Origin of the sequence: Ruminococcus sp. AF17-12, assembly GCF_003479245.1 — a bacterium.
Taxonomy (GTDB): Bacteria; Bacillota; Clostridia; order Lachnospirales; family Lachnospiraceae; genus Blautia_A; species Blautia_A fusiformis.
Window position 1 is genome coordinate 65,924 of record NZ_QUGY01000012.1, and the last position, 15,637, is coordinate 81,560.

Consider the following 15,637-nt stretch of genomic DNA (forward strand, 5'->3'; position numbering starts at 1 on the left):
TCTCCCGTTGTTTCAAATTTGCCTGAGGCTGCTTTTTCCTCTTTACACAGCTTCTGACATTTATCAAAGATCAATCTGTGCGATCACGTCCTTCAGAGCATTGGCGCTTGCGTGAAGCTTCTCTGTCTCCTCCTCGGTCAGCGGAACACGAACGATACGTTTTACACCTTCCGGTCCGATAGAAGCCATGGTACTAAGACATACGTCTTCAACACCGTACTCTCCGTGAAGCATGGTTGATACACTGACTATTGTATCAGATGCTGCAAGAAGAAGCGAGCAAAGTCTGCAAACAGATACGGCTACCGCATAAAATGTAGCACCCTTCTTGGCGATCACAGTTGATCCTGAAGTATGAACATACTCCAGAACCTCTTCTCTGTCAAGTGGCTGCAGATCTTTCTGATCCTCATGAACGATCTTGTCAAACTCATCAAGGGTCGCACCTGCAACAAAGGCTCTGGACCACGGTACAAAGGAAGTATCTCCATGCTCTCCGAATACATAGGCGTGGATGTTTTTCTCAGATACACCGTAGTGCTGAGAAAGTCTGCAGCGGAGACGGGCCGTATCCAGGGCGGTTCCGGAACCAAGGATCTGATTTTCCGGCAGTCCGGAAAGCTTTGCAAATGCATAAGTCATAATATCACATGGATTACTTACGATAATATAAAGCGCTTTGGGAGCCACCTTTACGATCTCCGGAGTAATATTCTTCATAATGTTAACGTTGGTCTGTGTCAGCTCGATGCGAGTCTGTCCCGGTTTTCTGGCAATACCGGAAGTGATGATCACAATGTCAGAATCTGCAGCATCCGGGTAATCTCCTGCCACGATGGAGATCGGCTCACGGAAACTGGTTCCCTGCTCAATATCCATAACCTCACCTTCAGCCTTATCTTTGTTAATATCGATCAGAACGATTTCTGATGCAATACTCCTCTGTGATAAGGTATAAGCGATAGTTGCTCCTACACTTCCTGCTCCGATGATCGTAATTTTACTGCTCATATTTGTTCTCCTTTCAGCGTTGTTTGTCATTTTAATAACAACTTTAATTACACACATTCAAACATAACATAAAACATTGCCCTGTGCAATAAAAATTTTATTGTATTTCTCAGGTTAATCCCCGCCAATTTGCATTTCAAATTATTTAAACCGCTTATATTTTCTGATATTTTTCCTATTATTCTGTATACATTCCTGTTATTTTTTTATCGATTTATAGAAGCAATTTCAGAAACCTAGCAAAAAACCTCTGAACTTCAAAAAAAATCAAGAAGTCCAGAGGTTTCTTTCACCTCTTATTATTGGCTTAGATTCAGATGTTTATAGCTGCTCCAACGTTCACCCGGTTAATTCTTTGCCTGGGCAAGGGCTTTTTGTGCAGCGTCCAGGATCCCTTCGGAAGAATATGTGGCTCCGCTGACAGTATCGATCCCATCCGCCGACTGGTTTGCCATGATCTGAGAATAGATCGTGCTCCATGCAGGATCAAAAAATTCCGGTGTATCCTGATTTGTCTGCTCAATGGATGCGATCTGGCCTCCTGAGATCGTAATTGTCAGATATGTTTTTCCTCCATATCCAAAAGCCGAGCCTGTATACGTTCCATCTCTGTACATTCCCACCGGTTCCGGTGCTTCCGTTGGCTCCGGTGTTGCATCCGGCTCATCTGTCCCTGGTATTGGAGTTACATTGGGTTTTTCAGGAACCGGCGTCACATCCGGGTCGTCCGGCGTCGGGGTTGCTGCCGGCGTCTCTGTTGGCTTCGGTGTGGCTGTTGGTTTCGGCGTTGCCGTAGGTTTCGGTGTGGCTGTTGGCTTTGGTGTCGGTTTCTTTGTCGGAGTTGGTGTGGGTTTCTTTCCATACTCCGGATTGATCGCTTCTTTAAGAGCTTTTTTTACAGCGTTGAGAATTCCGTTGGAGGAATAGGTTGCTCCGCTGACTGCATCAATATCATCTACAGAATCCGTACCAATGATCTGTTCCTCCAGCACGCTCCATGCTTTTTCAAAAAACTGCTCCGTGTCCGTATTTTCCTGTTTCAGGGCTTCGATCACGCCATCCTTGATGGTCACAATTACTTTCACGTCTCCATTGAAGCCCTTTGCCGAAGCTGTATATTTACCGTCCAGATATTTTTGGGGACTGTCCGGATCTTCCGGTTTCTTTGTAGGAGATGGTTTTTTTGTAGGTGACGGAGCTGATGTCGGAGTTGGTAAAGCAGTTGCTGCAGGTGTAGGGGTGACCTGCTGGCTGTTTCCATCTGCCGCTGCCTGGGAGAGGGCATTCTGAACTGCCTGGATGATTCCGTTGGAGGAATAGGTTGCTCCACTTACTGCATCTACATTCGGTGTATTTCCGGCGATCATCCTGCTGATCACACCCTGAGCTGACGCAAAATACGACGCAGTTTCTCCAGATGCCTCCAGAATATCTATGGCCGCAATCTTTCCACCGCTGATTGTTACTCTCACGCGAATCGTCCCGCCAAATCCGGTTCCGCTTCCTTCATACGTACCGTCCTTATATCCATCTGCCGGAACGCTTGCTACCGGTGTCTGCGTGGTTCCCTGTCCTGCGGCGCCGGCATTGCTTTTTGCAGATTCGGAAACCGTTCTTATACCTGAGCTTTTTTTCGCTGCTGTTTTTTTTGCACTTTTTTTCGATGAGCTTTTCTTTTTTGTTGTACTGTTTTTCTCAGCTGTGGCAGTTGTGCTGTCAGAAACAGTATTTTCTTTTTCATACCCGAGATATTTTTCCAGCTCTGAAGCAGACATTACGGTCGTCTCTGCTTGCCCGACTGCTTCTGTCTCTCCATCAGAGCCCTTCGCCTTTATGCCTGAAAACACAAGCGCCGCAATCACAGCAGCTGCAGGAACCAGCTTGGTCCAGGGTATCTTCGGAGTATTTTTTTCCTCCTGCTTTTTATCTTTCAGATCTTTTTCCATGCTTCCTTACTCTCTCCTCTTTTCTTGCGGCCTCTGTCAGACATTGCTCTTCAGAAATCAGCAGACCTCTGCCGCAGACATTGCTCTATGTCTGCGGCAGAGGCTTCTGGATATCTGTGATCACATTCGGTTCAACAGTGAAATTATTTAACTGTTACCACAAATTTCTTTGTAATTCCGTTGCATTTCACTGTGATCGTTGCTTTACCTTTTTTGATTCCCTTTACAACACCCTTGCTGTTTACAGCTGCAACTTTTTTATTGCTGCTTGTATATGTAACCTTGCCTGCAGGTGTTGCTTTGGATCTGATGGTTGTTGTTTTACCTTTTTTGATCGTTGCAGAAGATTTTACAAGACTGAATGCAGGATTCTTGACAACTACTTTGCAGGTTGTCTTCAGGGCTCCTGCCTTTGCTGTAATCGTAACGGTTCCTGCTTTAATTCCTTTTACAACACCTGTTTTACTGTTTACGGTTGCAACCTTTGTGTTGCTGCTTGTGTATTTTACAGTTGCAGATGGTGTTGCAGTTGCTTTTACAGTTGCTGTTTTTCCTTTGTAGATCGTTACGGAAGCCTTTGCAAATTTAATTGTAGAAGCTTTTACTGTTACCTTGCAGGTTGCTGTGGCATTTCCGACCTTTGCTGTGATAACTGCTGTTCCGGCTTTTACGCCTTTAACAACACCCTTGCTGCTTACTGTTGCAACCTTTGTGTTGCCGGACTTAAATGTTACTGCTGCATCGCTGTCATTTGTTGTTGCCTTAAGAGTCGTTGTTTTTCCTGTATATACAGCTGCTGCTGTCTTATCAAGTGTAACTGTTACCTTCTGAAGCTCTTTCTCTGCTCCCTGAAGATGTTCAAGTGCTTCATTTACCTCAGCCTGACTTGCATCTGTTTTTGTAAGAATGTCTTCTGCTTCCTGAAGCTCACCGGCAAAGGACTTCCAGGTTGCAATTGTGTAATCTGCCTCTGCCAGAGCCTTTGCAGCTTCCACTTCTGTTTTAAGACTTGTAAAATCAGTTGGCTCCATTGTAGGATTTACGATATTCTCTGCAGTTGCCTGGAAGCTGTAGGTATAGTCATTATATCCAAGAGCATACACTGTCAGTTTCCAGTATCCTGTTCCGTCTGTTCCTCCCGGAAGCTTGCAGCGTGCAGATTTTGTAAGTCCAAGCTGGATTCCCATTGCTTTATGCATCCAGTTATCTGCGGCAAACTTGGTTCCATAAGAAGCGAGGCATTTTGTATATGTGGAATCATCTCCATAATAATCCCAGCGTACAGCCTGCATATTTGCACCAAGATCACCATAATTTCCATTGAGATCCACACGGAGGAATTCGCCGTAGCTTCCGCTTGCTGCTTTTACACTCGGCTTGATCTCTGTTGCTGTTTTTAACGCCTGATCCTTGATACCGGAAGCTGTTCCGTCTGATTTTCTTGCTGTAAATGTAAAGCCGTCACCATTTTTCTCCGCATATTTCAGACCATTTGTCTGTGCATTTACGTCTGGCACAAGGCCTTTGTAATACTGGAGATTGTTTTCACTGTATCCTCCGGAGAGCACAGCTCCATCCTGTACAACATTATACTTTTTGCAGAAATCTGCAAAATCTGCGGTCTTAACTGCTACCGGGACATATTTCAGACCATATATCTCATAATGATCCATCGTATAGGTTTTTCCATCTTCTGTTGTTATACTGCCTCTGTTCCATTTTACCTTGGAACCGTCTGTAAGATAAAGTGTGCTTCCTTTATCCTCCCAGTAGGATACGTCGAATCTGGTTCCGTCTTCAGCAATGATCGTAGCTTCTGTCTGATAGCTTCCTCTGTGAAGTCCATGATTTGCAGTCGCTCTTGTTACTGTATCAAAAGCTCCTGTATCAAACTCACTATGTGAATCCTTCTCTTCTGAAGAGCTTGTATCTCCAGCTGCATATACGCCTTCTGCTGCCCAGTACTCACCCCAGGTAAGTCCTGCATATACGTACTGATACTCGCCTGTCAGCTGATCAGAATCGGAAAATGCTTCCGCCACTTCATCGCCTTCTGTGAAATCCTCTTCCCCTGTAGAGAACGGGTCTGCTTCCTCTGCTGTCTCATCCAGAGTCTCGACAGCTTCTGTATCTTCCTGCTGGATATCCTCTGTCTCGTCTGCAGCAGCTTCTGGCACTGCTACATCCTCTGCTGCTTCTTCTGTTATGTCTGCAGCATCCTCTATAGCTTCTTCTGCTACAGCTTCAGTATCCTCTGCCGTTTCCTCTGTGCTAAAATCCTCCGTATCTCCTGCCTCTGCCTCGGAAAACACGGCTGCATCAAAATCAGATGCCATTACAGCGGTCGGAAAGGTTGTTGCTGCCACTGCAAGACTTAAAATGCATGGAGCTGTTTTTTTCAATAGATTCCACTTCTGCATTGCTTATTCCTCCTAAAAATATGATATATTTATAGAACCCTTTCCAGGTTTACTATCGCAAGTACTGCGAATATGAGCATTCCCCTCTGCCAAACAGTCATAAACCGGATCGCCGGGAGATCAGCCTCACTCTGCAATATCCTCCACACTATAGGAATCCGCAAGCAGGCTGAACCGCTCCTTCATCCCCTCAGTGAGATACACATGATGGTCTTCATCCACAAAAAGTCCGTCTGCACCGTAAGCTTTCAACAGCTGTGTCCCTTTTTCCACCCCCAGCACAAAACATGCTGTGGAAAGCGCATCTGCCTCCAGACCTGAGTCACAGACTACCGTTACCCCGGTCACTCCGCTTTCTGCCGGATAGCCGGTAGACGGGTCCATAATGTGGTGATACCTTACACCATTTTCGATAAAATATTTCTCATAATCTCCGGATGTGGAAAGAAATTCTGTACCATTTAAGGCAACCACACCAAGATAGTCATCCTCATTTTCAGCTCTGGGATCTGTCACTGCCACATTCCAGGAAGAACCATCCGGCTTGCTTCCGTAGGTCATGACACTGCTTCCTCCCAGATTCATAAGTGCTGCTGTTACATCCTTCTTTGTTTCCAGTTCTTTAAGGATCAGGTCACAGCCAATACCCTTTCCCGCTGCTCCAAGATCCAGAGAACAGCCCTCCTCCATGTGGACCGTATTTCCGTCAAGAAAAATCTTCTGATATCCGGAATCCTTCAGAACATTCTTAATTTCTGCTTCTTCCGGAATTTTCTGGTTTTCCCCTCCAATATCCCACAGGCGGATCAGCTTCCCGATGGTTGGGTCAAAGGCCCCGTCAGAATCCTCTGCGATCTTCAGAAGACGTTTCAGGTATCCGGAAAGCTCGTCGGAAATCTCCGTATCTTTTCCGCTGTCTGCATTCACCTTATAGATCTGGGACTTCTCATTGGTCCAGGAAAGAAGGTTCGTCTCCACATCTGTCAGCACAGCTGTCAGCTTACTGTTTATATCGTCACCTGTGGTATAGAGTGTTTCTGATACCACAGTATCCATTGCAAAATCTGTATCGGTATATGTCTGTACATCATTTTCCGAAGCAGCCATGCACAGCACAGGAAACAACACCGCAATTCCTGTAAATGTAACTGCTGCCAGAAAAGTTTTCTTTTTCAGAGCCTGATATCTCATAGATCATTTTTCCTCAATTGTTCCAATATGAATATTTTTTCTCGGGCAGGCTGCGGCACATGCGTGACAGCAAAGACATTCGCCGGATCTGCCTGTGTCGCCGTCGATATCCAGATGAGCCGGACATCTTTTTTTACAGAGACCACATTTCGGCGGACATTTCTCACGGTTTCTCCGAAACAGGGCACCCGGAAGGATTGGCATTAATGCAAAAACCGCTCCCATGGGACAGAGAAACTGGCAGAAAAACCTTTCCTGTGTACACATTCCCACAATGATCAGCACCAGGAGCACAATTCCCACCAGATATTTGCTGTTCGGGAGCCGTCCTGCCGTGAGCATGGAAAAAACATCCCACGGGCTGGTTCCCGTAAGCTTTCCGTATACACCTGTAAGGCAGGAAAGCAGGATCAGTGCCAGTACGATATATTTGACTTTCTGAAGCCCGTGAACCATTTTTTCGGAAAGAGCCGGTTTCTTTTTTTTGTGAAAGCATTTCATCCGGATCCAGGAAAAGCCTTCATATACGGCATCTCCGAAAGATCCGAATGCACACGCATATCCGCAGAAATGTCTTCCGAAAAAGCAGGTAAAGATCAGAAGCACTGCCGTTACAGTCAGAAAGGAATTCCACTCCACCGGCTGACCGGCCGCAATGGCAAGAAAGATCGATTTGATACCTGCAAAGGCTGTAGAAAACAGAGACGGGGCGGCAATAAAAAATGCCAGCTGTATTCCCGCACGCATCAGCCTTACCTCCCGCTGTCTTTTTTTCATGAGTTTTCCGCCTTTCCAAGTGCCGCATCCACTGCGTTCAGGATTCCTGTGGAGCTGAACGTTGCTCCGGATACGGTATCCACATCTGTACTCTGAGCACTCAGGACGGAATCGATCACGCTCTCTGCCTGTGAAAGATATGCACTGTCCTCACCTGGGGCGCTGACTACGTTGATGGATGTGATCTCATCACCGGCAAGTGTCACTTCCACCTGAATGGTCCCGCCGTATCCCTCGGCTTCTCCTGTATAGGTTCCATCTTTATATACATTATCGGAATCTGCGGTTGCTGTGTCCTCTGCGTCTGCATCGGATACATTGCCGTCTGAAGTGTCTGTTGTTTTGTCATCGCCTGCTGTATCTGTATCACTGCTGCCTGATCCTGCAGATGCTGCCTGATTCTGCATACGATTTACATAACTCGTCTCCAGCGCACTGAGAAGTTCATTCTGCTGCTCCTGAAGTGTATCTACCTTATCTGTCAGAGCCGCGATCTCTTTTTCATTTGCCTGGGCTTTCATGCTGCTGTTATAAAAAAGTACAGCCAGGATCACCAACAGTAAGGAGATCACTCTCATATAAAAATTCTGATTTTTCATCTCTTTTCTCCCTTGTATTTTTAACAATTCTGTAAATTGCTGCATCAGACTCACGCTATGCGAACATATATTGCTACGTCAGATGCTCTCGATCCAGTCCTGTAATCTGCGTATAACTGTCTTTTGGATAAATTATATAGTTTTTATCCATATACATAAATTAGTTTTGATTAATCTTTTTTGCAAAATTAGACGATGCTAACTTACAGTTAGGTATTATATCACCTGTTTTTTTTCTTGTCTACACTTTTGTTAGTAGTTTATAACTTTTTCCAATATGAATTTTTCTGTTTTATGTCTTTTATAAAAGAAAAATCATCGCCACTCCTCCCTTTCCGTTGGGAACAGCTGTATGAATTATGGTTAGATATCATTAACTTATGTTTGCCTTTTAATTTCGATTATGATATGATTTTTCTGAATCTGTAACAGAAATGGAGATTTGTTTTGAAGAAAAAAGAATTGATTTTTATTGCCGGGATCCTGATTCTGGCGGGGGTTCTCTGGCTTGGTTTTCAGATTGCGGGGAAACGTTCCCATAATACGATCCGTATTACCGTTGACGGAAAAGAATTCGGAACCTATTCGCTTTCCCAGGACCAGATCATCCACATCGGAGACACCAATGTCTGCGAGATCAAAGATGGAAAAGTTACAATGATCGAAGCAACCTGCCCGGATCATTACTGTATAAAACAGAATGCTGTGGACGAGCACGGCGGTTCCATCATCTGCCTTCCTAATAAGGTTGTGATAGAAGGGGAAAATACTGCAGAGGATTCGGATTCGGATAGTTCGCCTAAAATTGATGCGGTGACATAAAATTTCCGGAGAATATGCGTAATACGTGTTCTCCGTAGAGTTTTCTCTGACAGACGGTATTCTGTCTGTGCTATTTTTGCAACGATATTCCTGCAACAAATGAAAGGATTTATTTATGAAACGAAAAACAGCTTATCTCGGATTATTTGCCGCAGTAGCGATCATTTTTGGATATGTGGAGTCTCTGGTCCCTGTATTTACAGGGATTCCGGGTATCAAGCTCGGGCTTGCAAACCTGGCGGTACTTTTTATACTGGACCGATATTCCTTTAAAGAAGCGGCTCTCGTGTCCGTTGTCAGAATCCTGGTGATCGGATTTATGTTTGGAAATCTGTTCAGTATTTTGTATAGTCTGGCTGGCGCTGCGCTTAGCCTGACTGTGATGGATCTTTTGAAAAAACATTCCGGCTTCAGTCTGATCGGTATCAGTGTGGCCGGTGGTGTCACACATAATATCGGGCAGCTGATCGTTGCCATGATCGTGGTGAGCAATACGAGTTTGATGGTTTATGCACCGGCACTGCTGGTGTCAGGTGTCCTGGCGGGGATTCTCATAGGTGGATTGACAAAGGAGGTTGTGGGACGACTTCCTTTGAATCTATAATTATGTGGTTTACTTTTTGGATTATGGTTTTCACTTTTTTAAGTGAGGGGAAATTGTGTGGTTTGATTTTTTAGATTATAGTTTTCACTTTTTGAAGTGAGATAAATTGGGTAGTTTGATTTTTTGGGATTGTAGTTTTCACCTTTTGAAGTGAGAGGAAATTGGATGGTTTGATTTTTTTGGATTATAGTTTTCACTTTTTGAAGTGAGATAAATTGGATAGTTTGATTTTTTGGGATTGTAGTTTTCACCTTTTGAAGTGTGAGGAAATTGGATGGTTTGATTTTTTTGGATTATAGTTTTCACTTTTTGAAAGTAGGTAATTTGCGAGAAGGGGAAGCACTCATAGTTGCGAAGGCCGTCTCCCCTTCTCGCGCTCTTCCCCTCCTGGCCACGCCGCTGTGATGCGTTGTGGAACGTGTAAGTGCATCGGCTCAGTCCTGTATTCTGCTGTATCGGCAGTGACAGGCTGAGCCGATTATTGATTCGGCCATGTATTCTGCTGCACTGGCAGTAGCAGGCTAAGCCGATTATTGATTCTGTCTTGTATTCTGCTGCACTGGCAGTAGCAGGCTGAGCCGATTATTGCTTCGGCCATGTATTCTGCTGCACTGGCAGTAGCAGGCTGAGCCGATTATTGCTTCGGCACTGTATTCTGCTGTACCGACAGTAGCAGGCTGAGCCGATTGTTGCTTCGGCACTGTTTATTGCTTCTTCACTGTTTATCGCTTCTGGCTGAATGGGAAAGTGGACTGCGTAGCGGGCTTGTTCTCTGGATTGTGGTGTATCGCTGTTATTCAGGAACAGGCTTCGCCAATATATTTACGTCAGCATAAATCGGCTCAACCTTCCACAGCCAACGTAGTAGAATCCATCGCCCCTCCAATATCTTCACATATTCCTACAACCTACAATAGCTGCGTGCCCGGAAAGGGGGAGCTCGAGGGGGAAAAGCGGGCTTCGCAACTTTGAGTGCTTTCCCCCTCGTACCTGCCCATGCCAAAATGGTCCCCCTGAAAGGGAAAGTACCTGCGTCTCAAGCATCCCCCGGAAAGGGCATCACCTGCGTCTCAAGCATCCCCCCGGAAAGGGCATCACCTGCGTTTCATGCATCCTCCCGGAAAGGGAAAACATCCTCCGGAAGGCGATCAGGCTTCGGTTTCATCGTGGAACTGCGGGATCGGAGTTACCGGGGGATAAGAATCCACCGGAGGTTCATCAAACTCTCCGGAAATATTCCGATAGAAAACTGCCATACAGGTTTCTATATAAGGCACCAGCCAGATCAGTGCCAGATACAATGTAAATATGGAAAAAATGATCCACGGAACAAAACTTAAGAGCATTTTCATATATTCCCAGTAATGTCCCTTCATAAGCTTTGCACTGGCTTTCAGTGCCTGCACTCCTTTTATGTCCGAATTATCGGACAGGATGTAATAGCTCATGGTGAACGGCATAGCTGCCAGCAGGTTCAGCGCGAACCCGAGAAGTGTGAGCAGCATGTAAGTTACTGCCCAGTTCATCTGCTCCTCCGTTGTATTTCCCATATTGCTTGTAAAAGAAAACCACGCCAGTGGAAGTGATGTCACCAGATTGATCAATGCCAGCACAAAGGATGCCACGATCACATGATCCGGCTGATGGCTGAAAAAGTACAGAAGGTCTCCGAAAGAGTAGGCTTCCCTTCTGGAAATATTCAGATAGATCCGGTAAAGTCCTGCGGAAAAAATACAGATCACCAGAGAAAGGACAAAGCTGAATACCTCTCCTCCAATGATCGCATACAGGGAATCTCCCGGAAAAAGTGCTGTGGAAATATAGCTTGAAACTGCGCTCATCGCCGCAACCGCAATACTCCCGATCACAGGGACCGTAAAATTACCGGCCAGAGTTTCCCCTGCCAGCTTCTTACAGCCCTTCAGATTTTTTCTCATAATTCTGTATCCCTTCGTTATAGAAGGCGGAGACTCATCCAAGCCTCCGCCCCGTCATTTTTTACTTCAGATATATCATATTCTCATATTTCACATCTGTTTAGTCTGCAAGATTAAACGCATCATGTACCGCATTCATGGCACGTACACCATCTTTCTCGTTAATGAGCACCGTCACACGGATCTCAGATGTTGCGATCATATTGATGTTCACACCCTCATTGTAAAGGCTCTCGAACATTTTTGCAGCAACACCCGGATTGCTCATCATACCTGCTCCTACAATAGAAAGCTTGGCAATGTTTTTCTCCGCATGAAGCTCAGAATAGGCGATGCGTGCCTGGTTAGCTTCCAGAACACCCATTGCATCGTCCAGATCATTTTTATCAACAGTAAAGGAAATGTCCTTGGTTCCGGCACGGCCGATAGACTGAAGGATCATATCCACATTGATATTTTTCTTAGCCAGGGTATCAAAAAGCTTAAATGCCACTCCTGGTGAATCTTTAAGTCCGATCACAGCAATACGTACTGCATCTGTATCCAGAGCAACACCGCTGATCAGCATTCTCTCCACTGTTACTTCCTCCTTTACCACAGTTCCTTCGCTGTTGTTGAGACTGGAACGTACCACCAGCGGCACGCCGTATTTCTTTGCCATCTCCACAGAACGGTTATGAAGCACTCCCGCACCCAGAGTTGCCAGATCCAGCATTTCATCGTAAGTGATCTCCTTAAGCTTGCGGGCATTCGAAACCTTACGCGGGTCAGCGGTATAAACACCGTCCACATCGGTATAGATCTCACAGGCATCTGCATGAAGCGCTGCCGCAAGAGCTACGGCTGTGGTATCAGAACCGCCACGTCCAAGTGTGGTATAGTCATTATATTTATCAATGCCCTGGAAGCCTGTGACCACAACGATCCTGCGGTTATCCAGCTCTCTGCGGATACGTGCCGCATCGATCTTTTTCAGGCGTGCGCTGCTATGTGCACTTGTTGTGTGCATAGCTACCTGAAAGGCATTCAGAGAAACAGCCGGTACTCCCAGACTGTCCATAGCCATGGACATCAGTGCCACTGACATCTGCTCTCCGATGGTAAAAAGCATATCCATCTCACGTTTCGGAGGTTTGTCATTGATATCCTTTGCCATGGTGATCAGCTCATCGGTATACTTACCCATTGCAGAAAGCACGACCACCACGTCGTTTCCTTTTTTGTAATCTTCGATACATCTTCTGGCAACATTAAAGATACGCTCTTTGTTTGCCACAGAAGTACCGCCGAATTTTTTTACAATCAACATGTTCTTTTCTTCCCTTCGACATCAATCCTTTACACGGATCATTGCCAGTACTTTTCCGGTGAGCTTGCTGATCTTCTCATAATATTCAGCCTGCTTCATCACCGGTGTGATAAATCCGAATTCGTCCGGAAGGTCATCCGGCTCGATGGTCTGTACATCACCAAAAGCTTTTTCCACTTCATCCATAGTAGTATCAGACACACGTACGAAGAAACGTCCCTCAACTTCATCCATATCCATAAGCTTCAAGGCATAGCTGCTCCAGTTTGTCATGATATTTCTGTGGAGATGCTTTGCTTCATCCACAACATCTGCAACTACTGCACTTGCAGTCGGAAGCTTACCTGCTCCGCTTCCGTAGAACATGGCATCTCCAAGAACATTTCCGTGCACAAATACTGCATTAAACACATCATTTACACTGTAAAGCGGGCTACTCTGGCCTACCAGGAACGGCGCTACCATTGCATAGAAAGAATCTCCGATCCTGCGGCTTGTGGCAAGAAGCTTGATAGTCATGCCAAGCTCTTTTGCATATTCCATATCTGCCGGTGTGATCTTTGTGATTCCTTCTGTATAAATATCCTCGTAATTCAGGAATTTTCCGTATGCAAGTGAAGAAAGGATGGCGATCTTACGGCATGCGTCAGCACCTCCTACGTCTGCAGTCGGATCTGCCTCTGCATAGCCCTTTGCCTGAGCTTCCTTCAGAACCGTATCAAAATCACAGTTCTCTGTGCTCATCTTGTAAAGCATGTAGTTGGTGGTTCCGTTAAGGATTCCTGTGATCTCATCGATCTCATCTGCTGTCAGCGAGGAATTCAATGCGCGGATGATCGGGATACCACCGCCGCAGCTTGCCTCAAAAAGGAAGTTGATATTTTTTTCTTTTGCGATCTCCATGAGCTCAGAACCATGCTTGGCTACCAGAGCCTTATTGGATGTGCTTACGCTCTTTCCTGCCTGAAGCGCTCTTTTTACAAAGGTATAAGCCGGCTCGATCCCGCCCATAACCTCAACAACAATATCTACCTCCGGATCGTTTACGATCACTTCATAATCATGAACCAGAACTTTCTCAACCGGATCTCCCGGAAAATCTCTTAAATCAAGAACGTACTTGATGTTAATCTCATCTCCAGCTCTCTTGTTAATGCTCTCATGATTGGTGTTGATGACTTCAACAACTCCGCTTCCTACTGTACCGTAGCCTAATACTGCTATGTTTATCATATGCTTACTCCCTGCCTAAAATTTTCAAATAGTGTATACCGTCTCTCTGCTCAATATTCTCCACCATAGCCTCTGCGTCACCTTCTCCCGGAAGGATGTCAACGCTCAGCGTCAGCGTTGCGACTCCGTTAATGGGAATACTCTGATGTATGGTCAGGATATTACCGTGAAAACGGGCAATCGTCTGCAGCACCATTGATAAAAGCCCCGGCTCATCGTCCATCTGAATGATAAAGGTGATGGTCTTTCCCTTGGTCTCCTCGTGGAAAGGAAAAATATCGTCCTTATATTTGTAAAAAGAACTGCGGCTGATCCCGGTCCTTTCAGCAGCTTCCTGAACAGTAGCCACCCGTTTGGATTCCAGCAGTCTCTTGGCCTCAACCACCTTGAGAAGTACCTCCGGCACTGCCCGTTCTCTTACTACATAGTATTTTTTCTTTTCAACCTGTTTCTGCATAGCAACCTCTCTAACTGCTGTTCGCATTGCGGCCAGCAGCCTCCTGTCCGTTTCATAAAGACAACTGTTTTTGTACAAGAGATATATTATCATAATAAAAGAAACTCCACAAGCGCTTTTTTGCCTGCGGAGTCCTTTTCTCTGTCTTTATGGGGTTCCGTGACAGTAATGTTATTCTTTCTTTTTCGCCAGCGCGATCCATTTCAGGTATGCATTGATAAAAATGTCAATACCACCGTCCAGAACTGCGTCAACATTACCGGTTTCTTCATTGGTTCTATGGTCTTTTACCATGGTGTATGGCTGCAGGACATAGGAACGGATCTGGTTTCCCCAGCCGATATCTGTCACTTCGCCTCGAATGCCGGAAAGCTTCTCCTCGGCTTCCTGCTGTTTCAGCAGATACAGCTTGGCCTTCAGCATCTGCATAGCCTTGTCCTTATTCATGTGCTGAGAACGTTCATTCTGGCACTGTACCACGATTCCTGTTGGGAAATGGGTGATACGGATCGCAGAGGATGTCTTGTTGATATGCTGTCCACCGGCACCACTGCTTCGGTAGGTATCGATACGGATATCGTCGTCATTGATCTCTACGTCCAGATCCTTCTTGATATCCGGCATAACATCACAGGATACAAATGAAGTCTGTCTCTTTCCTGCTGCATTAAACGGAGAAATACGTACAAGACGGTGAACACCCTTCTCGGATTTCAGATAACCGTAGGCGTTCTCTCCGTTCACCTGGAAGGTTACGGATTTCACACCGGCCTCATCACCGTCAAGGTAATCCAGGACCTCCAGCGCAAAGCCCTTCTTCTCCGCCCATCTGCTGTACATACGATAAAGCATTCCGCACCAGTCGCAAGCCTCTGTTCCGCCGGCTCCTGCGTTCAGCTTGATGATGGCGTTCTCTCCGTCGTACTCTCCGGAAAGGAGTGTCTTCACACGGATGCTGTCAAAGCTTGCCTGGAACTCGTCCAGCATTTCCTGGATCTCAGGGACGATCTCAGGATCATTCTCCTCATATCCCATCTCGATCATGGTTTCCATATCTTCCATCTGTGTTTCCAGATTATGGTATGTCTCAATATCGTCCTTGAGACTCTTTAACTGTTTCATCTTCATCTGGGATGCTTCCGCATTATCCCAGAAATCAGGCGCTTCCATCTCGCGCTCTAATTCTTCGACCTTCTGCTCTTTGTTAGCGAGGTCAAAGTGAATCCCTCACTTCCACTAATGGCTCTGTGTATGTTGCAAGAATACTCTTGAACTGATCTAACTCAACCACAGCTTCACCTTCTTTCTATATATTGATACAGGATTTCCTG

The 15,637-nt window shown here is 45.7% G+C and carries 13 protein-coding genes; 2 read left to right on the top strand and 11 right to left on the bottom strand.

The window, feature by feature from the left end; genetic code table 11:
* Positions 1-63: 63 nt before the first annotated feature.
* The 6 genes from DWW77_RS13210 to DWW77_RS13235 form a co-directional block, all read right to left on the bottom strand.
* Positions 64-1,011 (bottom strand): L-lactate dehydrogenase, encoded by a 948-nt coding sequence (locus tag DWW77_RS13210; protein WP_118608866.1) that lies wholly within the window; start codon positions 1,009-1,011, stop codon positions 64-66.
* A gap of 347 nt (positions 1,012-1,358) precedes the next feature.
* A complete protein-coding gene (locus DWW77_RS13215; RefSeq protein WP_118608867.1) occupies positions 1,359-2,957 on the bottom strand; it encodes an FMN-binding protein in 1,599 nt (532 codons plus the stop codon).
* A gap of 143 nt (positions 2,958-3,100) precedes the next feature.
* Positions 3,101-5,377, bottom strand: coding sequence for a penicillin-binding Tp47 domain A-containing protein (locus tag DWW77_RS13220; RefSeq protein WP_118608868.1), 2,277 nt, complete (start codon positions 5,375-5,377; stop codon positions 3,101-3,103).
* A 126-nt stretch (positions 5,378-5,503) separates the two neighbouring features.
* On the bottom strand, positions 5,504-6,568 hold the full coding sequence (locus DWW77_RS13225) for an FAD:protein FMN transferase (protein WP_118608869.1): 1,065 nt from the start codon (positions 6,566-6,568) through the stop codon (positions 5,504-5,506).
* A 3-nt stretch (positions 6,569-6,571) separates the two neighbouring features.
* The gene (locus DWW77_RS13230) at positions 6,572-7,345 is read right to left on the bottom strand and encodes a 4Fe-4S binding protein (RefSeq protein ID WP_118608870.1); all 774 of its coding nucleotides are present in this window, start codon (positions 7,343-7,345) and stop codon (positions 6,572-6,574) included.
* Entirely contained in the window at positions 7,342-7,944 is a 603-nt protein-coding gene (locus tag DWW77_RS13235) for an FMN-binding protein (RefSeq protein ID WP_118608871.1), read from the bottom strand. The genes DWW77_RS13230 and DWW77_RS13235 overlap by 4 nt, the downstream gene beginning before the upstream one ends.
* 447 nt (positions 7,945-8,391) lie before the next feature.
* On the opposite strand from DWW77_RS13235, the gene DWW77_RS13240 reads away from it, so the two are divergent.
* Positions 8,392-8,766 (top strand): NusG domain II-containing protein, encoded by a 375-nt coding sequence (locus DWW77_RS13240; protein WP_118608872.1) that lies wholly within the window; start codon positions 8,392-8,394, stop codon positions 8,764-8,766.
* A gap of 115 nt (positions 8,767-8,881) precedes the next feature.
* Entirely contained in the window at positions 8,882-9,370 is a 489-nt protein-coding gene (locus DWW77_RS13245; protein ID WP_118608873.1) for a Gx transporter family protein, read from the top strand.
* Positions 9,371-10,518: 1,148 nt separating this feature from the next.
* Here the strand turns inward: DWW77_RS13245 and DWW77_RS13250 are convergent.
* The 5 genes from DWW77_RS13250 to prfB form a co-directional block, all read right to left on the bottom strand.
* Entirely contained in the window at positions 10,519-11,307 is a 789-nt protein-coding gene (locus tag DWW77_RS13250) for a DUF975 family protein (RefSeq protein WP_092069774.1), read from the bottom strand.
* A 100-nt stretch (positions 11,308-11,407) separates the two neighbouring features.
* On the bottom strand, positions 11,408-12,616 hold the full coding sequence (locus tag DWW77_RS13255) for an aspartate kinase (protein WP_118608874.1): 1,209 nt from the start codon (positions 12,614-12,616) through the stop codon (positions 11,408-11,410).
* Between the two features lie 21 nt (positions 12,617-12,637).
* Entirely contained in the window at positions 12,638-13,849 is a 1,212-nt protein-coding gene (locus tag DWW77_RS13260) for a homoserine dehydrogenase (protein WP_021652697.1), read from the bottom strand.
* Between the two features lie 4 nt (positions 13,850-13,853).
* Positions 13,854-14,333, bottom strand: a complete 480-nt coding sequence (locus tag DWW77_RS13265; protein ID WP_330603370.1) for an ACT domain-containing protein — start codon at positions 14,331-14,333, stop codon at positions 13,854-13,856.
* A gap of 144 nt (positions 14,334-14,477) precedes the next feature.
* Positions 14,478-15,597 (bottom strand): peptide chain release factor 2 gene (gene prfB, locus DWW77_RS13270; protein WP_110104007.1). Its coding sequence is split into 2 segments (ribosomal slippage): positions 14,478-15,521 and positions 15,523-15,597, totalling 1,119 coding nucleotides; the frame shifts between segments, so codons are not numbered across the junction.
* Between the last annotated feature and the right edge of the window lie 40 nt (positions 15,598-15,637).

What these genes read in the sequence shown, in the direction of transcription:
- DWW77_RS13215 (WP_118608867.1), bottom strand. Translation starts at nt 2,957, where the DNA reads ATGGAAAAAGATCTGAAAGATAAAAAGCAGGAGGAAAAAAATACTCCG.
- DWW77_RS13220 (WP_118608868.1), bottom strand. Translation starts at nt 5,377, where the DNA reads ATGCAGAAGTGGAATCTATTGAAAAAAACAGCTCCATGCATTTTAAGT.
- DWW77_RS13255 (WP_118608874.1), bottom strand. Translation starts at nt 12,616, where the DNA reads ATGTTGATTGTAAAAAAATTCGGCGGTACTTCTGTGGCAAACAAAGAG.
- DWW77_RS13225 (WP_118608869.1), bottom strand. Translation starts at nt 6,568, where the DNA reads ATGAGATATCAGGCTCTGAAAAAGAAAACTTTTCTGGCAGCAGTTACA.
- DWW77_RS13265 (WP_330603370.1), bottom strand. Translation starts at nt 14,333, where the DNA reads ATGCGAACAGCAGTTAGAGAGGTTGCTATGCAGAAACAGGTTGAAAAG.
- DWW77_RS13260 (WP_021652697.1), bottom strand. Translation starts at nt 13,849, where the DNA reads ATGATAAACATAGCAGTATTAGGCTACGGTACAGTAGGAAGCGGAGTT.
- DWW77_RS13245 (WP_118608873.1), top strand. Translation starts at nt 8,882, where the DNA reads ATGAAACGAAAAACAGCTTATCTCGGATTATTTGCCGCAGTAGCGATC.
- DWW77_RS13230 (WP_118608870.1), bottom strand. Translation starts at nt 7,345, where the DNA reads ATGAAAAAAAGACAGCGGGAGGTAAGGCTGATGCGTGCGGGAATACAG.
- DWW77_RS13250 (WP_092069774.1), bottom strand. Translation starts at nt 11,307, where the DNA reads ATGAGAAAAAATCTGAAGGGCTGTAAGAAGCTGGCAGGGGAAACTCTG.
- DWW77_RS13210 (WP_118608866.1), bottom strand. Translation starts at nt 1,011, where the DNA reads ATGAGCAGTAAAATTACGATCATCGGAGCAGGAAGTGTAGGAGCAACT.
- DWW77_RS13235 (WP_118608871.1), bottom strand. Translation starts at nt 7,944, where the DNA reads ATGAAAAATCAGAATTTTTATATGAGAGTGATCTCCTTACTGTTGGTG.